We start from the raw sequence: 23,212 nt of genomic DNA on the forward strand, positions 1-23,212 counted from the left end.
CGATCGGCATGCCTGCCCGCGTCCCGTTCCGTAACGCACGCCCTCGCGTGCCGAAAGCGCGCGGTGCGGCCGCATCGCCCCGCACGCTGGCATCTCCCGCAGCTCCACTGAAAGACCCGATCGCAGCGACGTCACCCCACGACGCCGCCACGCCCCCTTTTTTCTCAGGAGTTCGAATGAAGCACATCTTGTCATCCCTCTTTGCCGGCGCGCTGATCGCAGCGCTGTCGCCGGCCGCGATCGGCGCCCAGCCGGCGTCGACCGCGTCCGGCGCAACCGCGGGCATCGCGCAGCCCACCGCGCAAGCGGCCAGTCTCGCGGCGCTGCTGTCGAACGGCCTTGCCTTGCGCGTCGCCGTCGACAACAACCACGCAGCCGCGGCCGGCGTGCCGTGCGCCGATCTCGGCGCCGACGGCGCGGCCTGCGCGACGGGCCGCCTGATCCTGCAGAACCGCGGCCACCAGGCGATCGCCGACGGCGGCTGGAAGCTCTACCTGCACAGCATCCGCCGCCTGCTGCGGATCGACCGTCCGGGCTTCGCGCTGCGGCGGCTCACGGGCGACCTGTACGAGTTGACGCCGCAGCCGGGCTCGGTGCGGCTTGCGCCGGGCGAGCGCATCGAGCTGCCGTTCGTCGCCGAATACTGGCTGCTGCGCTACAGTGACGTGATTCCGCGCCCGTACGTCGTCGTCGACGGCGCGCAGCCCGCCGTGCTGCGCTACAACGACACCGACGACGAGCTGCGCTACGTCGAATCGCTGCCGGCCGACGCGCAGAACAACTCGACCGGCAATGCGCCGCCGGTCGCCGCCCGGCCCGACGCGAGCCGTGCGCTGCCGAGCGTGAAGCGCGAGCAGCCGCTGCCCGGCACGCTCGACCTGCGCGGCGTCGAGTTCGCGTTGCCGAACCTGCCGGACGCGCAGGTCGCGGCGCTGCGCGAGCGCGCGACGACGCTCGGCCTCGACGGCGCACGCGTGCCCGTGTGGGGTGCCGTCGCGCCGCGCCGGCTGCCGGCCGACATCGCGACGCCGGGCGGCTACCGGCTCGCGATCGGGCCGCGCGGCGTGTTCATCGAAGCCTACGATCGCGCGGGCCTCTACTACGGCGTGCAGACGCTCTTCTCGCTCGCGCCGGCCGGCGGCGGCCCGATCCCGGCGATGCTCGTCGAGGATGCGCCGCGCTTCACGCATCGCGGCATGCACGTCGACCTCGCGCGCAACTTCAAGCACCCGGCGACGCTGCGCCGCCTGATCGACCAGATGAGCGCGTACAAGCTCAACCGCCTGCACCTGCATCTGTCCGACGACGAAGGCTGGCGCATCGAGATCCCCGGCCTGCCCGAGCTGACCGAGATCGGCTCGCGCCGCTGCCACGACCCGAGCGAGACGCGCTGCCTGCTGCCGCAGCTCGGCTCCGGCCCGGACAACCGCTCGGGCGGCGGCTACCTGACGCGCGACGACTACGTGGCGCTCGTGCGCTACGCGGCCGCGCGTTTCGTCGAGATCATTCCGGAGATCGACATGCCCGCGCACGCGCGCGCGGCCGTCGTGACGATGGAGGCACGCTACCGCCGGCTGCATGCGGCCGGCCGCGAGCAGGAAGCGAACGCATACCGGCTGCTCGATCCGCAGGACACGTCGAACCTGCTGACGGTGCAGTTCTACGACCGCCGCAGCGACCTGAACCCGTGCGTGCCGGGCGCGCTCAATTTCGCGTCGAAGGTGATCCGCGAGATCGCGGCGATGCATGCTGACGCGCAGGCGCCGCTGCACACCTGGCACTACGGCGGCGACGAGGCGAAGAACATCCTGCTCGGCGCGGGTTTCCAGCCGCTGAACGGCACCGATCCGAACAAGGGCCGCATCGATCTCGCCGCGCAGGACAAGCCGTGGGCGCGTTCGCCCGCGTGCACGGCGCTGCTCCAGCGCGGCGAGATCAAGTCGATCGACGAACTGCCGACGCGTTTCGCGCAACAGGTGAGCGCGGCAGTCAACGCGAACGGGATCGACACGATGGCCGCGTGGCAGGATGGCATCAAGCATGCGAACGGGCCGCAGGACTTCGGCACGCGTCACGTGATGGTGTCGCTGTGGGACACGATCTTCTGGGGCGCGTCGGACAGCGCGCGCGACCTGAGCGGCAAGGGCTACCTGACGGTGCTGGCGCTGCCCGACTACCTGTACTTCGACTTCCCGTACACGCTCAACCCGCGCGAGCGCGGCTACTACTGGGGTTCGCACGCGACGGACGAGTACAAGGTGTTCTCGCTCGCGCCCGAGAATCTGCCGCAGAACGCCGAGGTGATGGGCGACCGTGGCGGCAACGCGTTCGAGGTAACGGGCACGGGCCCCGCGCCGCGCCTCGAAGGCATGCAGGGGCAGGCGTGGGGCGAGGTGATGCGCAACGACACCTTCCTCGAATACATGGCCTACCCGCGGCTGCTCGCGCTCGCCGAGCGCGCGTGGCACCGGGCCGACTGGGAGCTGCCGTACGCGGCCGGCGTGCGCTACAAGCGCGGCGATACGCATCACGTCGACACGGCCGCGCTGCAGCGCGACTGGGCCGGTTTCGCGACGCTGCTCACGCAGCGCGAATTGCCGAAGCTCGACCGCGCGGGCATCGGCTACCGGAAGCCGACCTTCACGCTGACGAACCCGTGAACGGTTGAGCGGTTGAGCGATGCGGACGAACGCATCGCGCAATCGCCCCGCCAAAGCAAAACGGCTTGCGACGCATCGCAAGCCGTTTTCGTTTCTGCCGGCCGGCCCGAACCCGCAGCGCGGGTCCTGCCGGCCTTATTGCGTCATGCCGGTTGCGCAGCCGCCCCGCCTGCCGCCGGCGGCAGGCGCGCGCCGAGCTGTTCGGCATAGCGTGCCGCCGCATTGCCGCAGACGATGTGGAACGTGTCGAGCGACACCCACGCGACGTCGAGCGTGCCGAGACGATCGCGATCGACCGCCGACGGATCGCGCACGACGACGCGCAGGCGCGTGGTCGCGACCGCGTCGAGCGACGCGACGTTGGTCGCCCCGCCGAACACCGCGAGCCAGCGTGCCGGCTCCGGATCGAGCGGCCCGGCGGCCGCGCCCGTGACGGGCTGCGCCGCGGCAGCCGTCGCCGTCGACGCCGCGCCGGCCGCACCGCTGCCGATCGCGGTACGCATCTCGTCGGCAATGAGGTCGGCCTCGGGCCCGATGATCACCTGCACGCTGTTGCCGCCGCGCTTGAGCACGCCGCGCGCGCCGATCGACTTCAGTTCCGGCTCCGATACCTTCTCCGGATCAACGACGGTCAGGCGCAGGCGCGTCGTGCATGCGTCGACGACCGTCAGGTTGCCCGCCCCGCCGAGCGCGGCGATGTAGCGCTGCGCGCGCGGTGCAGCCGATGCGGCGCCCGCAGCCGGCGCGACGAAGCCGCCCGATGCGTACGATTCCGCCGCCGCGTCGGCCGATGCCGGCTCACGGCCCGGCGTCGCCATGTTGAACTTGCGGATGAAGAAGCGGAACAGCCCGTAGTACGCGGCGCCGTATGCGATGCCGAGCGGAATCGCGATCCAGCCCTTCGTCGACAGCCCGTAGTTCAGCACGTAGTCGATCGCACCGGCCGAGAACGTGAAGCCGAGCTTCACGCCGAGAATCTGGCAGATCGCGAGCGACAGCCCCGTCAGCACCGCGTGGATCACGTACAGCACCGGCGCGAGGAACATGAAGCTGAACTCGATCGGCTCGGTCACGCCGGTCAGGAACGACGTCAGCGCCATCGAGAACAGCAGGCCGCCAACCATCGCGCGGCGCTCCTTCGGCGCTTCGTGCAGCATGGCCAGACACGCAGCCGGCAGCCCGAACATCATGATCGGGAAGAAGCCGGCCATGAAGGTGCCCGCGGTCGGATCGCCCGCGAAGAAGCGGTGCAGGTCGCCGTGCACGATGTCGCCGCCGGCGGGCGGCGTGAAGTTGCCGAACACGAACCACGCGAGCGAGTTGATGATGTGGTGCAGGCCCGTGACGAGCAGCAGGCGGTTCAGGAAGCCGAACACGAACGCACCGATCGCGCCCGCCGTCGTCAGCCACTGGCCGGCCGCGTCGATCGCATGCTGGACCGGCTGCCACACGTAACCGAACACGATGCCGAGTATCACGCAGACCAGCCCCGTGATGATCGGCACGAACCGTTTGCCGCCGAAGAACGCGAGGTAGTCCGGCAGCTTGATGTCCTTGAAGCGGTTGTACAGCAAGCCCGCGACCACACCCGCGATGATCCCGGACAGCACGCCCATGTTCAGCTTGGGATCGATGTCCTTCATGATCGCGGTTTCGATCAGGTAGCCGATCGCACCCGCGAGCGCCGCAACACCGTTGTTGTCTTTCGCGAAGCCGACCGCCACGCCGATCGCGAACAGCAGCGGCAGGTTGTCGAAGATCGCACCGCCGGCGTCGGCGATCATCTTGATGTTGAACACGTCAGGCTGACCGAGTCGCAGCAGAATGCCGGCAACCGGCAAGACCGCGATCGGCAGCATCAGCGCCCGGCCCAGGCCCTGTATTTTCAGAAACGGATTCCCGTTCATTCAGTCCTCCAATCCTTGTCTCGTCGTTAAGCGTCGTTGACCTAATTGCTCTCGTAGTGAAACGGGTCGCGAGCCTGCCTTCGACGTTCAGTCGAGCGGCCAGACCTCGCGGCTTGCTGCCCTTACCGCCTGTGCCGAATCGAGCGCGAGCAGATCCTGCGCGCGCTGACGGCACATCTGGTAATCGAGACGGCGCACACGCGCCTTGATGCCCGGCACCGCTACCGGGTCGACCGACAGTTCGGTCACGCCGAGGCCGACCAGAATCGGCACCGCGAGCGGATCGCCGCCGAGCGCGCCGCACACGCCGACCCACTTGCCGTGCTTCGCGGCGCCGCGCACCGCGATGTCGATCAGGCGCAGCACGGCCGGATGCAGGCCGTCGGATTGCGCGGCCAGATCGGCCTGGCAGCGGTCCATCGCGAGCGTGTACTGCGTCAGGTCGTTGGTGCCGATCGACAGGAAATCCGCGTGTTGCGCGAGCTGGTCGGCCAGCAGTGCGGCCGACGGCACCTCGATCATCACGCCGACCTCGATCGGCTCGGTGCGGCCCTGCGCGCGCGCGAACTCGTCGATGCGCTTTCTGAGCCGCACGATCTCGCCCGCGTCGGTGACCATCGGCAGCAGGATGCGCACCGCGCCGAACGGCTTCACCGCGAGCAGGCCCTGCAACTGATCGTCGAGCAGATCCGGGCGCACCTGCGCGAGGCGGATGCCGCGCAGGCCGAGCGCCGGGTTCGGCTCGGGCGGCAGCGTCAGGTAGTCGACTTCCTTGTCGGCGCCGACGTCGAGCGTGCGGATGATCGCCGTGCGGCCCTGCAGCGCGTCGACGATCGACTGGTAGCTCTGCTGGTGTTCGACGACCGTCGGCGCGGCCTGGCGATGGATGAACATCAGCTCGGTGCGTAGCAGGCCGACCGCGTCCGCGCCGTTGTCGACCGCGGTGTTCGCGTCGTCGAGCGTCGCGATGTTCGCGGCCACCTCGATCGCGCGGCCGTCGGCCGTCGCGGCGGCAACGCCTGCCAGCTGCCGGTTCGCTTCGCGCACGCCGTCCAGGCGCTGGCGCTCGTGCCGCGCGCGTTCGACGTCGAGCGCGGTCGGCGCGTGTTCGAGACGGCCCGCGCTCGCATCGACGACGACCTGCGTGCCGTCCGGAATCGCATACAGCGCATCGCCGACCGCGACCAGCGCCGGGATGCCGAGCTGCCGCGCGATGATCGCCGCGTGCGACGTCGCGCCGCCGCGCGCCATCACGAGCGCGGTCACGCGCTGGCGATCGAGCGACGACAGGTCCGACGGCGTGAATTCCTCGGCCGCGAGCACGGCCTCGTCGGGCAGCGCACGCGCCGCGCCGTTCGTGTGGCCGAGCGCGCGCAGCACGCGCTTCTCGATGTCGCGCAGGTCGGCTGCGCGTTCGGCGAGCAGCGCGTCGTCGAGCTTCGACAGCGTGTCGATCTGCGTGCGGATCGTCGCGCGCCATGCGAAGCCCGCGCTCTTGCCGAGGCTGATCAGGTCGCGTGCCGCGTCGATCAGCGTCGGGTCCTCCAGCAGCACGCGATGCACCGCGAAGATGCCCGCTTCGCCGACCGCGCCGCGCGCCGATGCGCTGCGCACAGTTTCGTCGAGTTCGGCATCGACTGCCTTCAGTGCCTGGTCGAGCTGGCGACTTTCCGTGGCCGGCGTGCCGGCTGCCTGCTCGGGCGGCACGATTTCCGCATCGTCGAGACGCACCAGCGTGCCGACCGCGATGCCGGGGGCCGCACACACGCCCGCGAGCGAGTTCGGGTCAATCGGCGCGCCGACGTTGCGCGCGACCGTCTGCGGCGCGGGCGACCTCAGCCGTGCCGGCTTTTCCTCGACCTCGCCGTGCGCTTCGCGCAGCAGTTCGTGCTCGACCGCATCGACGGCCTGCCGTGCGTGCGCGCCGCGGCCGACCAGTTCGACCGTCGCGCCTTCGCCGGCGCCGAGGCCGAGCAGGCCGACGACGCTCGCGATCGACGCCTTGCGGCCGTCGAACAGCACGTCGACGGTCGCGTCGAGCCCGCGCACGGCCTCACGCGCACGCGCGGCCGGCCGCGCATGCAGGCCGCCCGGCTGCGCCAGCACGATTTCGCGGCGCACTTCGTTGTGTGCCGCCGCGCCGGCCTGCGCCGCCTGCGCGGCCGCTTCGCCCTTGCCGCGCAGCGCGAGCAGCGGCGTCTCGCCGGCCGTCGCGAAACCGCTCGCACGGTCGACGACCTCGAACGCGTCGGAGTTCGCGATCGCGATCACCGACACGAGCGAATGCGCGCTGCGCGCGACCGCGTCCTGGTCGAACTCGATCAGCAGATCGCCCGCCTCGACGCGCGCGCCGGCCTCGACGTGCGCGGCGAAGCCCTGCCCGTTCAGCTCGACGGTGTCGATGCCGATGTGCAGCAGCACTTCCGCGCCTTGCGGCGTCGTGATCGTCACCGCGTGGCCCGTGCGCGCGAGATGCGACACGATGCCCGCGCACGGCGCGACGAGCTTGCCCGCGAGCGGGTCGATGCCGATGCCGTCGCCGAACATCCCGCCGGAGAACACCGGATCGGGCACGTCGGCCAGCGGAACGATCGGCCCCGTCAGCGGGGCAAGCAGGACGATCTGATCGTGGGTGGGGCTCTTCAACTGGGACTCCTCGGCGCGTCTCATCGGCTGTCTCGGCTATCAGTGCGTTTCGGTGACTTTGTTCAGGTGGCGCGGCGTGTCGGGATTGCGACCGCGCGCGACGGCGAGATCCGCCGCCATCACGTAGAACGAAAGAATGGCGGCAATCGGGTCGAGCGCCGGATGGGCGGACTGCGCGAGCGGCAGCACCGTGCCCGATACGCCGGGCGTGCCGGCGGGCGCCGCGAGCAGCACGGCGGCGCCGCGCGCGCGCATGTCTTGCGCGAGCTGCAGCAGGCCGGCCTGCTCGGGCCCCGGCGGTGCGAACACGAGCAGCGGATAGTCGCGGTCGATCAGCTCCATCGGGCCGTGACGGACTTCGGCGCTCGAGAACGCCTCGGCCTGGATGCCGGACGTTTCCTTCAGCTTCAGCGCGGCTTCCTGCGCGATCGCGAGACCGAGGCCGCGGCCGATGACGATCATCCGCTCGACGCCCGCGAGCGCGGCAACGGCCTGCGACCAGTCGAGCCGGCCGGCCTGCGCGAGCACGTCGGGCAAGCCGCGCAGCGCGGTCATCAGCGCGGCGTCGCGCTGCCAGTAAGCGACGATCTGCGCGGACAGCGACAGCATCGCGATATAGCTCTTCGTCGCGGCGACCGACAATTCGGGGCCGGCGAGCAGCGGCAACTGGTGCTCGCACGCATCGGCGAGCGGCGACGGCAGCACGTTCACGGCGGCGACGGTGCGCGCGCCGGCTGCGCGCAGCGCGGCCATCGTGTTGACGAGGTCGGGGCTCTTGCCCGACTGGGAGAATGCGATCGCGAGTTGATCCTGCACCTTCAGCGGCGCCTGCTGCAGCGTCGCGACCGACATCGGCAGCGACGCGACCGGCACGCCGAGGCGGCTCATCGTCAGGCTCGCGAAATAGCTCGCGGCGTGATCCGAGCTGCCGCGCGCGACCGTCAGCGCGACGGCCGGCGGGTGATCAAGCAATTGGCCGGCGAGCGCTTCGACGCGCGTGGTGTCGGCGATTTGCGCAGCGACGACCTGGGCGGACTCGCGCGCTTCCTTAAGCATATTCGACAATCGATTCTCCTTCGACATAGGTCGCGGTGAGGTTCAGGTCGCGATCGAACACCGCGAGGTCGGCCCATGCGCCGCGCTCGAGGCGGCCGCGATCGGCGACGCCGAGGTAGTCGGCCGCATAGCGCGACATCCGGTTCGATACGTCGGCGATCGGCAGGCCGAGCGACACGAGGTTGCGCAGCGCCTGGTCCATCGTCAGCGTGCTGCCGGCGAGCGTGCCGTCGGCGAGCCGCACGCCACCGAGGCACTTCGTCACGTGCTGGCTGCCGAGCCGGTATTCGCCGTCGGGCATGCCGGTTGCGGACGTGCTGTCGGTCACGACGTACAGGCGCGGGATCGCGCGCAGCGCAGCACGAATCGCGCCCGGGTGCACGTGCAGCAGGTCGGGGATGATTTCCGCGTATTCGGCATGCGCAAGCGCCGCGCCCACCAGGCCCGGGTTGCGGTGATGCAGCGGCGACATCGCGTTGAACAGGTGCGTGAAGCCGCATGCGCCGTGCTTGAGCGCGGCGACGGCGTCGTCGTAGGTCGCGAGCGAGTGGCCGAGCTGCACGCGCACGCCGCGCGCGGCCATCTCGCCGATGATCTCGATGTGGCCGGCGATTTCCGGCGCGAGCGTGACGACGCGGATCGGCGCGATCGACAGGTACTTCAGCACTTCGTCGAGCACGGCCGACACGGCCGCGTCGGGCTGCGCGCCGAGCTTGCCGGGGTTGATGTACGGCCCTTCGAGGTGCACGCCGAGCACGCGCGCGCCGCCCGGCGTGCGGGTGCGCGCGACGCTGCCGAGGTTGCCGACGACCTTCATCAGTTCGTCGCGCGGCGCGGTCATCGTCGTCGCGAGCAGGCTCGTCGTGCCGAATTGCGCGTGCGTGCGGGCGATCGTCTCGATCGCGTCGCCGCCTTCCATCACGTCGGCGCCGCCGCCGCCGTGCACGTGCAGGTCGATGAAGCCGGGCAGGATGTACGGCGCGTCGTTCTTCGCGGGATCGGCGGGCGTACCGTCGAGCGTGGTGATGCGGCCGTTCTCGCTGTCGAGCGAACCGTGAATCCAGCCGTCGGGGGTGAGGATGTTTCCAGTCAGCATGACGTTCTCTTGATGATCTGGTGACGCGGGCATCCGCGTCGTGATTTGCAAATCCGTGTCGTTGCTTCGCGCATGTCGCGCGCGGGCAGTCTCGCGCGTCAGCGTTTCAGTTCGGCGACGAAGTCGTAATAGTCGTCGCGGCAATACGATTCGGTCACTTCGATCGCGCGCTGGTCCGCACCGTAGCCGATGCGCGTGATCACGAGCAGTGCCGCGCCCGGCTTCACCGCCATCCATTTCGCGATCTCGCGCGTCGCGTTCACCGCGCGAAAGTGCTGCAGCGCGCGCACGACGACCATGCCGCGTGCTTCGAGGTATTCGTACAGCGATGCACCGAGCGCCTGCGGATCCGGCACCACCGCGGCCGGCAGCGTCGAATGCTCGACGGCCATCACGATGCCGTCCGCGCGGCGCAGCCGTTCGAGCCGAGCAACCGTCGCGCCCGGCGCGAGGCCGAGATGCACGATCTCGTCGCGGCTCGCGGCGCGCAACTTGCGCGACAGCCACACCGAATCGGGCATGAAGCCGCGCTGCTGCATCTTCGCGGTGAAGCCGACGAGACGCGACAGCGGATCGGCAACGCGCGGCGTGATGAAGCTGCCCGCACCGCGCGCCCGCGTGATCAGCCCCTGTTCGACCAGCAGCGCGAGTGCGCGGCGGGCCGTGATCCGCGATACGCCGACCGACACCGACAGCAGCCGCTCCGACGGCAGCGCCTCGCCGGCCCGCCACGCGCCGCCGTGAATCGCGCTCGCCAGGTTGCGGGCGAGCTGCAGGTAGAGCGGCGTGTCGCTGAGGGGATCGGGCGCCAGTTCGGACCAGCCGGTTTCCATGTGCCTCCGGGTGTCGGGCGACGACCTCGGGCCGTCGAAAGTGAACGCATTATATAACCACCATAATACCAGTCAACGAACTGGTATTAGCGGCGTGAAAATCGCGGAAAGCCTTGCTGCGCAAGCGTTTTAGCGCCGGTAAATCCTTTGTTTACAATGCTGTGCGGGATAGGGATTTACCCGAGGTGGTATGCAAGGGGACAGTTCCAGTGCCCGGTTCAGCCAGGTTTCGGGTGCGAATATGAGACCGGAATAGAACCAGTTGAGCCGACTGGTATGCATCGTGGGACGAAGCGCCGCGGGCCGGCGGCACGCGTCGGGGGAGTCAGTGGAATTCGCGGCTCGACGTGCGCAGGCCGCCGAGCAGCGGCGTCAGATCCTCGAAATGCTGCGCGACGAGGTGCCTCACGTCGCTCACGACCTGCCACACGCCGGACGCCGCGAGCAGCCGCGAATCGAGGGTTTCGCGGCGCTGCCGCGCGAGCAGTTCGGGCCGGACGATCACGTTCACGCAACCCGTTTCGTCCTCGAGCGTCATGAACATCACGCCTTTCGCGGTGCCCGGCATCTGCCGCGCGGTCACGAGCCCGCACGCGCGTGCGAGCCGGCCGTCGGGGCGGTCGCGCAGTTCGGCCGCGGACGACAGCCGCTGCGCGCGCAGCGCGGGCCGCAGCAATGCGACCGGATGGCGGTTCAGCGTGAGGCCGGTGGTGTGATAGTCGGCGAGGATGTCGTCGGCCTCCGACGGCGCGCCGAGCGCGGGCTTCTCCGCTTCGTCGATCGGCGCGGCGGCGAGCAGGTCGCGCTCCGGCGCCGCGGCAACAGCCTGCCACAGTGCATCGCGGCGATGGCCGGCGAGCGTCGCGAGCGCGTTCGCGGCGGCGAGCGCTTCGAGGTCGCGGCGCTCGAGCTGCGCGCGACGCGCGAGGGTGTCGACGTTCTCGAACGGGCCCGCCGCGCGTGCGGCTTCGATGCGGCGCGCGGCGGCTTCGCCGAGGCCGCGCACGAGCGACAGGCCGAGCCGCACGGCAGGCTGGCCGTGCGGCGGCGGCTGGCCGGGCAGCGCTTCGAGCGATGCTTCCCAGTCGCTTTGCGTGACATCGATCGGCAGGACCTGCACGCCGTGGCGCTTCGCGTCCTGCACGAGTTGCGACGGCGGGTAGAAACCCATCGGCTGGCTGTTCAGCAATGCGGCGAGAAAGATCGCCGGTTCGTGGCATTTGAGCCAGCTGCTGGCGTAGGCGAGCTTCGCGAAGCTCGCCGCGTGGCTTTCGGGGAAACCGTAATCGCCGAAGCCCTTGATCTGCTCGAAGATCTGTTCGGCGAATTCGGGCGGATAGTCGCGCTCGCGCATCCCGTCGACGATCTTGCGGTGATATTGCTCCAGATTGCCCTTGCGCTTCCACGCGGCCATCGCGCGACGCAACTGGTCGGCTTCGCCGGGCGTGAAGCCGGCCGCGATCATCGCGACCTGCATCACCTGCTCCTGGAAGATCGGCACACCCTGCGTGCGTTCGAGCGCGGGCTTCAGATCTTCCTTCGGGTAACTGACCTTTTCGATGCCCTGCCGCCGCTTCAGATAGGGATGCACCGCTCCGCCCTGAATCGGCCCCGGCCGCACGATCGCCACCTCGATCACCAGATCGTAATAATTGCGCGGCCGCAGGCGCGGCAGCATCGACATCTGCGCGCGCGATTCGATCTGGAACACGCCGACCGTGTCGGCGCGGCAGATCATGTCGTAGGTCGCTTCGTCATCCTGCGGAATGTGTTTCAGCGTGAATGGCTCGCCGCCCGGCTCCGGCGGCCCGCGCCACGCGGTGCGCATGTCGAATGCGCGATGCAGCGCCGACAGCATGCCGAGCGCCAGCACGTCGACCTTCATCAGTCCGAGCGCCTCGAGATCGTCTTTATCCCACTGGATCACGCGCCGCCCGTCCATCGCCGCGTTCTCGACCGGCACGAGCCGCGTGAGCTTGCCGCGGCTGATCACGAAGCCGCCGGAGTGCTGCGACAGGTGGCGCGGAAAATTGAGCAATCGCCCCGCCAGTTCGGCCCATGCGCGAATCAGCGGCGTTTCGGGATCGAGCCCGGCCGTCGCGAACTTCTGCAGCAGATCGCGGCTGCCGTCGAACCAGCGGTGCCCTTTCGCAACGCGATCGACCAGCATCGGATCGACGCCGAGCGCCTTGCCGGTTTCGCGCAACACGCCGCGCGGGCGATACGTCGATACGGCAGCGGCGAGCGCGGCGCGATCGTGTCCGTATTTTTCGTAGATATGCTGGATCACTTCTTCCCGACGCTGATGCTCGAAGTCGACGTCGATATCGGGCGGCTCGCCGCGTTCCTCGCTGATGAAGCGCTCGAACAGCATCGTGCTCTGATCGGGATTGACTTCGGTGATGCCGAGGCAGTAACAGACGACCGAGTTCGCGGCCGAGCCCCGGCCCTGGCACAGGATGTTCTGGCTGCGCGCGTATTTGACGATGTCGTAGACGGTCAGGAAGAACGGTTCGTAGTTCAGCTTCGAGATCAGGTCGAGTTCATACCGGATCTGCGTCGCCACTTTCTCCGGAATACCCTGCGGATAGCGCCCGGCCGCCCCTGCCCTGGTTTCCTGCTCCAGATAGCTCGTCGGCGTGAGCCCCTTCGGCACGATCTCGTCGGGATACTCGTAGCGCAGCGAATCGAGTTCGAAATGACATGCATCGAGAATCGCGCACGTCTGCGCGATCTCGTCCGGCGAGAACAGTTCTGCGATTCGCTGCCGCCTGCGCAGATGCTGCTCCGCGTTCGGCGCGAGCGCATAGCCGCATTCCGAGACCGGCATCCCGATCCGGATCGCCGTCATCACGTCCTGCAGCGGCTTGCATGACCGCCGGTGCATCGTCACGTCGCCAAGCGCAACGATGCGCACCCCACGCCGCGCGCCGGCCGCACGAATCTCCTCGCGCTGCGCACCGTCCAGCGCGCGCTGCAACTGCACGAGCCCCAGCCGCGCACGCTCGCCGAATGTCGCGCGAAACCATGCGACCTGCGCATCGAGTACGTCCGCACGCACCGGATACGCGGGCACGAGAATCGCGAAGCAGTCGGGCATTCCGCGCAAGTGTGCAAACGCCTCGGGCGGCACCGACAGCATCCTCGACGTCAGTCGATACGTGCCCTTCGGCGATGCCATCCGCCGCCACGAAATCAGCTCGGACAGGTTGCCGTAACCCTCGCGGTTCTGCGCGAGCAGCACGAGCCCGAACGCGCCGGGGCCTGGATCGTGGCCAGGTGCGACTTCATCCGGGGTGACTTCGAAATACGAACCGATGACGAGCGGCAGCCCTTTCGCCTTCGCCTCGACATGCATGCGCGGCGCGCCTGCGAGCGAGCATTCGTCGGTGATCGCGATCCCGCGATAGCCGAGTTCGAACGCGCGCTCGACCAGTTCTTCCGCATGCGACGCGCCATGCAGGAACGAAAAGTTCGAGCGGCAGAACAACTCCGCGTAGTCGGGAAGAAACTGGTATTGCGCAGCCATCACCGCTCACCCGAACAGGCCGTGCAGAAACCAGTGCGGAGCCGACCGACTGCTCGTCCGCTCCCTGAATACCCAGTAGCACGCCCCCTCTTCGCCCTGCGCAACGTAGTAATCGCGCGCGGCCAATTGACCATCGAACCACCCGGCCTCGATCCGCTCCGCCGACGACATCATCCTGAGCGGCGTATGAAATACCGGCCGCTCCCCGCGCATCAGCAACGGCAGCGGCTCGGCCAGCAGCCACGCGGGACGCGGCGGCACGGCCGGCGGACCAGCGGCCGGCTTGCCGGCCTGCGCATCGAGCGGCAGCCAGCGGTTCGCGGCTTCGGGCCGGTGATCGGCGACGGGCGCCGCGCGCAGCACGTTCTCCGCGCCGAGCCGCGCGACCAGCAACTCGAACAGCCGCGCGCGCGTCTCGCGCGTGCCGCCCGGCTCGGGAAACAGATCGTCGGCCGGCGGCGCGACCGATTCGACGCGCGTGGCCTTCAGGCACACCGCGATCACCGCGGCCGGCAGTTCGACGCGCGCGAGCCGCTCGCCGAGCAGCCGCATGAAGTGCGCCTCGTCGCGTACGGGCGCGGCGAACGCGAGTTCGAGCGGCGTCGGCGGCACGGCCTGGCGGCCGCGCTCGTGCTCGAGATCGAACGTCATCGCGGCCAGCGACAGTTGCCGCGCGGCCAGCCAGCCGCAGAGCTGCACGACGAGCCGCCGCGCGGCGAACAGCACGGCTTCCGCGTATTCGACGCGCTCCGGCAATTCGAGCCGCACGTCGAACACGGGCGGCACCGCCATCCACGCAAGCGGCTCGACCGCTTCGCCGTATGCACGATCGAGCGCGGCCAGCAGCGCGGGACCGCAGCGGCGCTGCAGCCCCGCGCGCGGCAGGCGGCGCAGATCGGCGAGCGTGCGGCAACCGAGGCCGTCGAACCAGCCCGCATACGGACGCGCATCGGGCAGCAGCACACAGGGCAGCCCGTCGAGCGAGCGGACGAGCGACGCGTGGCCGGCGACGCGGCGCCGGATGCGCGCGCGCGCCGACGTGCGCGCGAGCAGCCACGCGCCGCGCCCGGTCGGCGCGGCGGACAGGCGCGCCGCATAACCGAGCGCCGCGAGCGTCGCGCGCACCTGGCGGCACAGCGACGGCAGGCCGCCGAACAGGCGCAGGCTCGGGCCGACGTCGACGATCAGCGTGGCTTCGTCGTCGAGCGCGACGCACGGCGAGAAGCGCAGCAACGCGAGCGCGACCGCGCGCTGCGCATCGGCCTCGCGCGCGGGATCGCGTTCGACGAGCTGCGTCCCGGGCGCGAGCGTCAGCACGCCGCCGCGCTTCATGCCCGCGCGCACGCCTTGCCGGCGCGCGGCCGCATCGGCGATCAGCACGACGCCCTGCTCGAGCACCGCGCAGCCGGCGCCGCCGGCCGCTGCGTCAGACGGCTGCGGGGCGCACACGTCGAGCGGCAGGCGCGGCAGATGGATGCCGAGCAAGACGCGCATAACGACTCTCCACGATGGGCGACGGCAGGTCGAGCACGAGCGGCTCGCCGCGCGCGGGCCCGCGACGCTTGACGATATCGAGCGACACGCCGCCCGGCACGGGATGCAGCGCGACGCGCAGCACGGCCGGCGACGGCTGCCGCGCGGCCGACAGCGGGCGCAGCATCACGAACAGCGTGTCGCCCGTGCGCGCGGCCGCGAGATGCAGGCGCCGCAGCGCATCGGGCCGCGCGTCCTGCCAGAGCAGCAGCGCGCCGCAACAGCCGGTCCTGAGCGCCTGCTCGGCGGCCCACAACGCATCCGTGCGGCTGCCGGCGCGCAGCCACAGCAGCGCGTCGGCCGGCACGCCGAGACTGGCGAGCGCGGTCGCATGCGGCGATTGCGGCGGCGCGACGAGCGCGAGCGGACGCCGGGCGCTGACGGTGCGTGCGAGCGCGGGCGCGAGCAGCCGCATCTCGCCGCAGCCCGGCTGCGCGGCCAGCAGTTCGACGAGCCCGCCGACCGGCCAGCCGCCGCCCGGCAGCTCGGCGGACAGCGGCGCGAAGCCGGTATCGATCGTGCGCGGGCCGCCGCGCGCGAGCTGCGAGCCGCGCCAGAGCGTTATTCCCCCCGAGCCGGAATGCATACTTGCGTCGAGCAACGTATCGATGGACCGAGCCCGTTCGTCAGCGGGCCGGATCTGGCTGGGATGGAGAAGAACGGTAGTCACGATCGATCGCTCACCAATACTGTATATATATACAGTATTCTAGCTGAAAATCTCCAAGGCGCGAGAGAGGCGACGATAGGAATTCAGGGCGATATCCAGAGCGTCCTGGCTCGCCGAGCATGCGCGCTCGGGCAGAGCTGACGTCAATAGTCAGCTCTAAGCCACGGGCGCGCCGATGAAGGTCGCACGGAGCTGCCGCCATGCCAGTATCACTTGGCAGTCGTGCCGTCTACCCACGTATAGCCGAGATTCGTAATGCCGGTGATCAGGCTCTGGAAGTCCTGGTACGCCGGCAATCCGAGATCGGGTTCAAGCCAGTATGGATGGAAGAAGAAGGACGCGAAACCGTCCCGCACCGCCAAACCGTATTGCGCATTGGTCACGAGTTGCTGCCATGTGTACGCGATACACGAGAACGGGTCGACATTGCAGATGTTGTACTGGATGCTGCCCAGGTTCTCCGGAATGATCCGCTGTCCGTAGTAATCGGAGTTGATGATGTACGGAAAGAACTGCCCGGCCGAAAAATCCTGGTTGGCTGCCCCCGTTCCGAGTTGCGGATTGGTCGCAGTGTAGTAGACGGCCCGCTGGAACGTCGTCGGAAACTCGAGGGCAGTGGCCGCCGCCGCATTCGGCGACATCTGGTACTGCGGCGCAGCCCAGCCGACGACCTTGTAGCCGTTGGTCGTGAACTCGAGGATGCCCTCGGCCATTCTGCCTGCCGCCCATTGAACGGAGTCCTCGTCGACGGGACGGTTCTGGACCGCATACCAGAACTCATAGTCGCTGCCGCTGACCGCGGTGAGAAGATTCGGCGTCGAATCGTACTGGTGCGTATAGCCGTGCATCACGATCGAGCCGCCGTGCGCTATCGCGTAGTTCAGCGCGCTCATGAGGCCCGTTGCCTGCGCAAGATGGATCGTCTCCGGGACGCCGCCGGTGTAATAGCCGTTCGGATCCGTGTACACGGGAATGGTGGCCATCGTGAACGGAATCTGCTTCGAATACAGGTAATTCGTCAGCGTTGTCATCGAACTCGTCGTCGTATACGCGTCGAGGTCCTCCAGACGGACGAGCGCACGGTGATTCACCGGTGCATTGGTCTGCAGTATGTCGTGCAGGATGTCGCATATCACCAGGTATCGATCTGTCGGACCGATGAAGGAAAACGGCACATCCGCGAAATACCAGAGCTTGCCCGAACGCATGACGTATGGCGTGGTTGCGCCGGTCTTGCTGTTCTTGATGGTGACGAGTGCCTGCGCCTTGGTGGCATCGACGACCTGGGTCAGCCCGACATCCGGGTCCGCATTGATGGCGCCGGATGATGCGTCATAGGCGTAGTACTTGACCATCGGCAGATTCTGGTACGTGACCGTGTCGTAGAAGCCGGGATTCGGATTGCTCGACGAAGGCGGCGCGTTCAACCCGGCAATGCCGAGAAAGCTGAACCCGAAGGTCTGGTTGAAGGTGTAGGCCGTGTTCCATGCAAGCTGCCACAAGTTGTATTTGAACCAGACCACGGTCTTCGTGGCGGTCATCACGTCGCTCATGAACGCCGTCGGAATCGGGTTGTTGTAGTAGTCGCCGATGTAGAACGTGACGTCGTGGTTCGCGACCATGCCGGACGTGTAGTTCTGTATCGGAACCAGGTCGACTGTCGCGTTGAAATGGCCAAGCAGGTTTCTCAACATGATGCTGTACATCAGGCCGAGCTTCGAATACGGGTCGTTGGCCGGGTTATCGTATAGCACGAGCGTACGTGCCGTGGTGACCTGCGCGTGCGCCGTGCCCGGCAACGTCATTTGCGCGAGTCCGGCAAGCAGGGCGATGACAAGCAGGATCTTTTTCATGGCCGTTTCTCCCTAGTCGCGTTGCACGTTGCCGCCGGCTTTCTTGACGGACTTCAAGTTGAACTTGGGGCGCCCCGTCTCCTTGTATGCCTTCTCCCATTCCTCGTCGGACATACCCGGCTTCACCTTGACCTGGGCGGAACCGTTGGGTAACGGAGGCGGCTTGATCTTTACGGCAGACGAATTGCCCTTCTCCTGCGCATTCGTATCCTGAACAGCGGCGGCGAAGGCGAGCGCGGAGATTAATGTGACGAGTGATCCGACAATGCTCAGCCCGTTCCGAAAATATCGATTTCGGTAAGAAAGCATGATTTTCATCCTTCGGCATGCGAAATAATTTCCACCCGTTATGGAAACGAGCACGATGATGTGCCAGTCATAATCGGGGCGTTATGTCGTTATTTGTTGCGTGCTTGATACCGGATAAAAATCCGGAATCGGACAGTTTTGCTTTCAAGCTAGAACCGTACCAACCGTCGCAAATTGGCATAGGACCAAGGCACCGAAGTCGGCACGCCATGGCAATCCGAAATTGTTTAGAAAAAAACGTTTCAGGTGTGCAACGTATCCGCTGTCGCTGCCGTCATCCATCGCGCGTGCGTGCAGCGTGAGCGCGGCCCATGTGCGATCACCGAACACGCGCGCAACCCATTCGACCTGGGGCTCGAGCCTCTGCGCGCTGGCCGGGAAGTCTGGCGACAGGATCGCGATGCAATCGGGCAGGCCACGCAGGCGCTAAGGGGGCTTTCTGATGCTCGTGATCGAGCTGCACCAGGCATGCGTGCCGAGCGAAACCAATTCGCAGAGGTTGCCGTAACCGTCGCGGTTCATCGCAAGCGCGGCGAATGCGATCCTCGCAACCATCCGGCCCGCTGCGACGCACACGCGCCGAATCACCCGGCCGGATCGGCACGCAAACCGGCACGATGCAACACCACATCGCGCCGGCTCGCCGCGTGCCGCCCGTCACGTCAACTCAGCAACAACGCGTCGTCGTCGAGCTGCTCGTGCCGCACCTTCTCGAACATCTGCAGCAGGTCCGGCACGTCGAGCCCCTTGCGCGCGTCGCCCGACACGTCGAGCACGACCTGTCCCTGATGCAGCATCACCGTGCGATCGCCGTAGTCGAGCGCCTGCCGCATGCTGTGCGTGACCATCATCGTCGTCAGCCGGCTCTCGGCAACGATGCGCGCGGTCAGTTCCAGCACGAACGCGGCCGTCTTCGGGTCGAGCGCGGCCGTGTGCTCGTCGAGCAGCAGGATCCGCGACGGCCGCAGCGACGCCATCAGCAGGCTCACGGCCTGCCGCTGGCCGCCCGACAGCAGCCCGATCCGGTCGGTCAGCCGGTTCTCGAGACCGAGGTTCAGGAGCCGCAGCTTGTCGCGGAACAGCTCGCGCGACGGCCGGTCGAGCGCGGCCCGGAAGCCGCGCCGCACGCCGCGCGCCGTCGCGAGCGCCATGTTCTCCTCGATCGTCAGCGCCTCGCAGGTGCCGGCCATCGGATCCTGGAACACGCGCGCGACGAGGTGCGCGCGGTCCCACGCGGGCTGGCGCGTGACGTCCGCGCCGTCGATCGAGATGCGCCCCGCATCGACGCGCTGGTCGCCGCTGACCGCATTGAGGAAGGTCGACTTGCCGGCGCCGTTCGAGCCGATCACCGCGACGAACTGGCCGTCGGGAATCTCGAGCGACAGCCCGCGCAGCGCGCGCGTCTCGATCGGCGTGCCGGGATTGAACGTGAGTGTCAGGTCTTGTGCGGACAGCATGTCATGCCCCTCCGTTCTTGCGCGCGAACAGCTTCTTGCGCGTCGCCGGCAGCACCAGCGCGATCGTGACGAGCGCGGCCGTCACGAGGTTCAGGTCCTGCGCCTTCAGGCCGATGAATTCGCTGTTCAGCGCGAGCGCGATGAAGAAGCGGTAGACGATCGCCCCGAGCACGACGGCGAGCGTCGTCAGCACCAGCCGGCGCGCGGGCAGCAGCGTCTCGCCGATGATCACCGCGGCCAGCCCGATCACGATCGTGCCGATCCCCATCGAGATGTCCGCGCCGCCCTGCGTCTGCGCGAACAAGGCGCCTGCGAGCGCGACGAGCGCGTTCGACAGCGCCATCCCGGCAAGCGTCGCGCGGCCGGTTGCGATGCCCTGGGCACGCGCCATCCGCGGGTTCGCGCCGGTCGCGCGCATCGCGAGGCCGAGCTGCGACGAGAAGAACCAGTCGAGGCCGAGCTTCGCGACCACGACGACGATCGCGAGCAGCGCCGGGCGCAGCACGTAGTCGGGCATCCAGTCGGGCTGCAGCACGGTGAACAGCGTCGGCTCGGTGATCAGCGGCACGTTCGGCCGGCCCATGATCCGCAGGTTCACCGAATACAGCGCGATCATCATCAGGATGCTGGCGAGCAGATCCATGATCTTCAGGCGCACGTTGAGCCAGCCCGTGATGAAGCCGGCCGCCGCGCCCGCGACGATCGCGAGCACCGTCGCGGAGAACGGGTCGTAGCCGGCCGAGATCAGCGTCGCGGCGACGGCGCCGCCGAGCGGAAAACTGCCGTCGACGGTGAGGTCGGGGAAGTTGAGGATGCGAAACGAGATCAGCACCCCGAGGGCGACGAGACTGAAGATCAGGCCGATCTCCAGCGCGCCCAGAAACGAGAACAGAGACATGATGGGGAAATCCTGTTGCTTCCCGGCCGGACGTGTACGGCCGGGCGAAGCGAACGGGCGGCCCCGGGTGGGAGCCGCCCGTCCGGCGGTGTCGTTCGGGCCCGGATCGGGCCCGCAAGCGCGGCGGTCGGCCGCGGCTTACTTGATGACCGTCTTCGCTTCCTTGACGAGATCCGGCGCCAGCGTGACGCCCTGCTTCGCGGCCGCGCCCGTGTTCGCGAACAGCTCGAGGTTGCTGCTCGTCTCCGACGCGATCGCGCCCGGCTTCTCGCCCTTCAGGATGCGCGCGACGACCTTGCCCGTCTGGCGGCCGAGGTCGCCGTAGTTGATGCCGAGCGCCGCGATGCCGCCGCGCTTCACGCTGTCGGTGTCGCCGGCGACGAGCGGGATCTTCGCTTCGTTCGCGACCTTCACGAGCGCTTCGTACGCGGACACGACGTTGTTGTCGGTGTTCGTGTAGATCACGTCGACCTTGCCGATCAGGCTCTTCGCGGCCGGGCCGATGTCGACGGTACGCGGTGCGGCCGCCTCCTTCAGCGTCATCCCCTGCTTCGCGAGAATCTCCTTGAGCTCCTTCACGACGACGACCGAATTCGCCTCGCCCGGGTTGTAGACCATGCCGACCGTCTTCGCATTCGGCACGACGCGCTTGATCAGCGCGACCTGGCGATCGAGCGGCAGCTTGTCGGACACGCCCGTCACGTTGGTGCCCGACGGGCCCCAGCCCTTCACGAGCTGCGCGGCGACCGGATCGGTCACGCCCGAATAGACGACCGGCACGCTCTTCGTCGCCGCGACGACCGACTGCGCGGCCGGCGTCGCGATCGCGACGATCACGTCGGGCTTGTCGCCGACGAACTTGCGCGCGATCTGCGCGGCCGTGCCCGTGTTGCCCTGCGCGCTCTGGTATTCCCACTTGAGCTTGTCGTCGCCGTAGCCTTCCGCCTTCAGTTCGGCGCGCACGCCGTCGCGGATCGCGTCGAGCGCCGGATGGTCGACGATCGACAGCACCTTGACGGTCTGCGCGTGCGCGGCGCCTGCCAGCGCGAGTGCGGCCACGCCGGCCGCGATCGAACGGATCGCGAAAGTCTTGAATCGCTTCATGGGTGAGTCTCCCCCGTATTGTGTCGGTTCTGGATGATGGATTCCCGCCGCCGTCAGGCGGGCTCCGCCGCGCGTAAAACTCGGCGGCGGCCGGCCCGCGCGCACCCCGGGAAGGTGCGTAGCGGCGAACGCACGAGGATACCATTTCCGCAGACCACCGCCTGACTCCCCGCTTTCGCCCGGCGCGCCGGATTGCGCTGCCCGCCGGTGCCCGCAACCGCGCGCGAAGCCCGGCCGGCGGCGGTTCCCGCCGGCATCGGCGCAACGCGTCAGCCGCGTTGACGGCTTTACGTTATGCTGTCGGCCGACCCAGGCGACACCATCGGAGGGCACATGAAACAGGGAGTCCGTGCAATCGCATTCGCGGCCGTCGCGCTGGCGCTGCCGGGCGCGGCGTTCGCGCTGACCGACGGCTATGCGCAATACGACGAGTGCATGCTCGGCGCGCTGCGCGAAAGCCGCAACGCCGCCGCGGCCCAGCTGATCCAGCGCTCCTGCGACGCGCTGTACCGCAACAACGCGATGCTGCTGCCGCGCGAGCGGCGCTTTCACGAGTGCGTCGTGCAATCGCTGCCGGGTGTGCGCGACAACTATGCGATCCAGCAGATCATGGCGATCTGCTCGCGGCGCGGCGACATGTAATCCGGCATCGAACGCGGCGCACCGCGCGGCCGTCCACCGGCCGCGCCAATGAAAAAGGGCCTGCGCGCGACGCAGGCCCTTTTCGTTCAGCGGTCCGACCGGTGTGCGGCGTTCAGAACGACGCGACCATCGAGCCCTTGAACTGCTTCTTGATGAATTCCCGCACTTCCGGCGACTGGTACGCCTTGACCAGCTTCTTCACCCACGGCTGATCCTTGTCCTTCGCGCGCACGGCGATCAGGTTCGCGTACGGGCTCGTCAGCGCTTCGAGCGCGATCGCGTCCTTGGTCGGCTGCAGGTTCGCGGCCAGCGCGTAGTTCGTGTTGATCACGGCCGCGTCGACGTCCGACAGCACGCGCGGCAGTTGCGCGGCGTCGAGCTCGGAGATCTTCAGCTTCTTCGGGTTCTCGGCGATGTCGAGCACCGTCGCGTTGTTGCCGCCCGTGCCGGCGCCCGACTTCAGCTTGATCACGCCTTGCGTCTGCAGCAGCAGCAGCGCGCGGTTCTCGTTCGACGGATCGTTCGGCACCGCGAGCTTCGCGCCTTGCGGCAGGTCCTTCAGCGACTTGAACTTCTTCGAATACACGCCGATCGGCGAGATGTAGGTCAGGCCCGCGCTGACGATCTTGTAGCCGCGCTGCTTCACCTGGCTGTCGAGGTAGGGCTGGTGCTGGAAGCTGTTCGCGTCGAGGTCGCCCGAGTCGAGCGCCGCGTTCGGCTGCACGTAGTCGTTGAACTCGATGACCTTCACGTTCAGGCCTTCCTTCTCCTTCGCGACCTTCTGCACGAGCTGCCACACTTCCGCATCCGGGCCGGCGACCGTGCCGACCTTGATCACCTTGTCCTCGGCGTGCGCGCCCGCCGACAGCGTCAGCGCTGCACCGGCGGCCAGCACGGAAAATACCTTCAGGAGACTGCGACGCTTCATCTGTTTCTCGCTTTCTTGCTTACTGGAAATGGGGCGCGATACGGGTATCCCCCGACTCGCTGGAAGGGGCAAATGGTGTCACAGGATCGGC

At 68.2% G+C, this 23,212-nt stretch carries 16 protein-coding genes and 1 pseudogene; 2 read left to right on the plus strand and 15 right to left on the minus strand.

Features of this window, described 5'->3' with window-relative positions; all coding sequences use genetic code 11:
• The first annotated feature begins 176 nt into the window (after positions 1-176).
• Positions 177-2,660: a family 20 glycosylhydrolase gene (locus FPJ27_RS33620; protein WP_204424614.1), complete on the plus strand. Its 2,484-nt coding sequence runs from the start codon at positions 177-179 to the stop codon at positions 2,658-2,660.
• A gap of 143 nt (positions 2,661-2,803) precedes the next feature.
• Here the strand turns inward: FPJ27_RS33620 and nagE are convergent, their stop codons facing one another.
• The 14 genes and pseudogenes from nagE to FPJ27_RS33685 all read right to left on the minus strand — a co-directional run bounded on the left by nagE (position 2,804) and on the right by FPJ27_RS33685 (position 21,551).
• On the minus strand, positions 2,804-4,567 hold the full coding sequence (gene nagE, locus FPJ27_RS33625) for an N-acetylglucosamine-specific PTS transporter subunit IIBC (protein ID WP_204424622.1): 1,764 nt from the start codon (positions 4,565-4,567) through the stop codon (positions 2,804-2,806).
• Between the two features lie 87 nt (positions 4,568-4,654).
• Positions 4,655-7,237 (minus strand): phosphoenolpyruvate--protein phosphotransferase, encoded by a 2,583-nt coding sequence (gene ptsP / locus FPJ27_RS33630; protein ID WP_204424631.1) that lies wholly within the window; start codon positions 7,235-7,237, stop codon positions 4,655-4,657.
• Positions 7,238-7,252: 15 nt separating this feature from the next.
• On the minus strand, positions 7,253-8,269 hold the full coding sequence (locus FPJ27_RS33635; RefSeq protein WP_204426388.1) for an SIS domain-containing protein: 1,017 nt from the start codon (positions 8,267-8,269) through the stop codon (positions 7,253-7,255).
• Complete coding sequence (nagA, locus tag FPJ27_RS33640; RefSeq protein WP_072444726.1) at positions 8,262-9,365, minus strand: N-acetylglucosamine-6-phosphate deacetylase; 1,104 nt, start codon at positions 9,363-9,365, stop codon at positions 8,262-8,264. The genes FPJ27_RS33635 and nagA overlap by 8 nt, the downstream gene beginning before the upstream one ends.
• A 98-nt stretch (positions 9,366-9,463) precedes the next feature.
• Positions 9,464-10,198, minus strand: a complete 735-nt coding sequence (locus FPJ27_RS33645) for a GntR family transcriptional regulator (protein WP_047899075.1) — start codon at positions 10,196-10,198, stop codon at positions 9,464-9,466.
• A 325-nt stretch (positions 10,199-10,523) separates the two neighbouring features.
• A complete protein-coding gene (locus FPJ27_RS33650) occupies positions 10,524-13,727 on the minus strand; it encodes an error-prone DNA polymerase (RefSeq protein ID WP_204424633.1) in 3,204 nt (1,067 codons plus the stop codon).
• Between the two features lie 6 nt (positions 13,728-13,733).
• Positions 13,734-15,221: a DNA polymerase Y family protein gene (locus tag FPJ27_RS33655; RefSeq protein ID WP_204424635.1), complete on the minus strand. Its 1,488-nt coding sequence runs from the start codon at positions 15,219-15,221 to the stop codon at positions 13,734-13,736.
• Positions 15,154-15,846, minus strand: a complete 693-nt coding sequence (gene imuA / locus FPJ27_RS33660; protein WP_110281348.1) for a translesion DNA synthesis-associated protein ImuA — start codon at positions 15,844-15,846, stop codon at positions 15,154-15,156. The genes FPJ27_RS33655 and imuA overlap by 68 nt, the downstream gene beginning before the upstream one ends.
• A gap of 293 nt (positions 15,847-16,139) precedes the next feature.
• Positions 16,140-17,783 (minus strand): DUF2334 domain-containing protein, encoded by a 1,644-nt coding sequence (locus tag FPJ27_RS33665; RefSeq protein ID WP_204424637.1) that lies wholly within the window; start codon positions 17,781-17,783, stop codon positions 16,140-16,142.
• Positions 17,784-17,795: 12 nt separating this feature from the next.
• Positions 17,796-18,092, minus strand: coding sequence for a hypothetical protein (locus FPJ27_RS33670; protein WP_204424640.1), 297 nt, complete (start codon positions 18,090-18,092; stop codon positions 17,796-17,798).
• Between the two features lie 273 nt (positions 18,093-18,365).
• Positions 18,366-18,635: pseudogene (locus FPJ27_RS36950) on the minus strand (hypothetical protein); the annotation flags it as partial.
• Between the two features lie 119 nt (positions 18,636-18,754).
• Positions 18,755-19,549 carry an ABC transporter ATP-binding protein gene (locus FPJ27_RS33675; protein ID WP_072437267.1) on the minus strand — a complete coding sequence of 265 codons (795 nt, stop codon included), beginning with the start codon at positions 19,547-19,549 and terminating at the stop codon, positions 18,755-18,757.
• Between the two features lies 1 nt (position 19,550).
• A complete protein-coding gene (locus FPJ27_RS33680; protein ID WP_072437268.1) occupies positions 19,551-20,447 on the minus strand; it encodes an ABC transporter permease in 897 nt (298 codons plus the stop codon).
• Between the two features lie 138 nt (positions 20,448-20,585).
• Positions 20,586-21,551, minus strand: coding sequence for an ABC transporter substrate-binding protein (locus tag FPJ27_RS33685; protein ID WP_072437269.1), 966 nt, complete (start codon positions 21,549-21,551; stop codon positions 20,586-20,588).
• Between the two features lie 333 nt (positions 21,552-21,884).
• On the opposite strand from FPJ27_RS33685, the gene FPJ27_RS33690 reads away from it, so the two are divergent.
• Positions 21,885-22,193: a VF_A0006 family four-cysteine protein gene (locus FPJ27_RS33690; RefSeq protein WP_072437649.1), complete on the plus strand. Its 309-nt coding sequence runs from the start codon at positions 21,885-21,887 to the stop codon at positions 22,191-22,193.
• A gap of 112 nt (positions 22,194-22,305) precedes the next feature.
• Here FPJ27_RS33690 and FPJ27_RS33695 read toward each other — a convergent pair whose 3' ends face one another.
• Positions 22,306-23,121 (minus strand): MetQ/NlpA family ABC transporter substrate-binding protein, encoded by an 816-nt coding sequence (locus tag FPJ27_RS33695; protein WP_034179096.1) that lies wholly within the window; start codon positions 23,119-23,121, stop codon positions 22,306-22,308.
• Positions 23,122-23,212: the final 91 nt, after the last annotated feature.

Origin of the sequence: Burkholderia sp. MS455 (genome assembly GCF_016899445.1) — a bacterium.
GTDB lineage: Bacteria > Pseudomonadota > Gammaproteobacteria > Burkholderiales > Burkholderiaceae > Burkholderia > Burkholderia pyrrocinia_C.

Bases quoted from the DNA above. Each gene is read 5' to 3' on its own strand.
- FPJ27_RS33620 (WP_204424614.1), top strand. From the start codon at position 177: ATGAAGCACATCTTGTCATCCCTCTTTGCCGGCGCGCTGATCGCAGCG.
- FPJ27_RS33665 (WP_204424637.1), bottom strand. From the start codon at position 17,783: ATGAAAAAGATCCTGCTTGTCATCGCCCTGCTTGCCGGACTCGCGCAA.
- nagA (WP_072444726.1), bottom strand. From the start codon at position 9,365: ATGCTGACTGGAAACATCCTCACCCCCGACGGCTGGATTCACGGTTCG.
- FPJ27_RS33675 (WP_072437267.1), bottom strand. From the start codon at position 19,549: ATGCTGTCCGCACAAGACCTGACACTCACGTTCAATCCCGGCACGCCG.
- FPJ27_RS33655 (WP_204424635.1), bottom strand. From the start codon at position 15,221: ATGCGCGTCTTGCTCGGCATCCATCTGCCGCGCCTGCCGCTCGACGTG.
- FPJ27_RS33670 (WP_204424640.1), bottom strand. From the start codon at position 18,092: ATGCTTTCTTACCGAAATCGATATTTTCGGAACGGGCTGAGCATTGTC.
- FPJ27_RS33645 (WP_047899075.1), bottom strand. From the start codon at position 10,198: ATGGAAACCGGCTGGTCCGAACTGGCGCCCGATCCCCTCAGCGACACG.
- FPJ27_RS33635 (WP_204426388.1), bottom strand. From the start codon at position 8,269: ATGCTTAAGGAAGCGCGCGAGTCCGCCCAGGTCGTCGCTGCGCAAATC.
- nagE (WP_204424622.1), bottom strand. From the start codon at position 4,567: ATGAACGGGAATCCGTTTCTGAAAATACAGGGCCTGGGCCGGGCGCTG.
- imuA (WP_110281348.1), bottom strand. From the start codon at position 15,846: ATGCATTCCGGCTCGGGGGGAATAACGCTCTGGCGCGGCTCGCAGCTC.
- FPJ27_RS33650 (WP_204424633.1), bottom strand. From the start codon at position 13,727: ATGGCTGCGCAATACCAGTTTCTTCCCGACTACGCGGAGTTGTTCTGC.
- FPJ27_RS33690 (WP_072437649.1), top strand. From the start codon at position 21,885: ATGAAACAGGGAGTCCGTGCAATCGCATTCGCGGCCGTCGCGCTGGCG.
- FPJ27_RS33685 (WP_072437269.1), bottom strand. From the start codon at position 21,551: ATGAAGCGATTCAAGACTTTCGCGATCCGTTCGATCGCGGCCGGCGTG.
- FPJ27_RS33695 (WP_034179096.1), bottom strand. From the start codon at position 23,121: ATGAAGCGTCGCAGTCTCCTGAAGGTATTTTCCGTGCTGGCCGCCGGT.
- ptsP (WP_204424631.1), bottom strand. From the start codon at position 7,237: ATGAGACGCGCCGAGGAGTCCCAGTTGAAGAGCCCCACCCACGATCAG.
- FPJ27_RS33680 (WP_072437268.1), bottom strand. From the start codon at position 20,447: ATGTCTCTGTTCTCGTTTCTGGGCGCGCTGGAGATCGGCCTGATCTTC.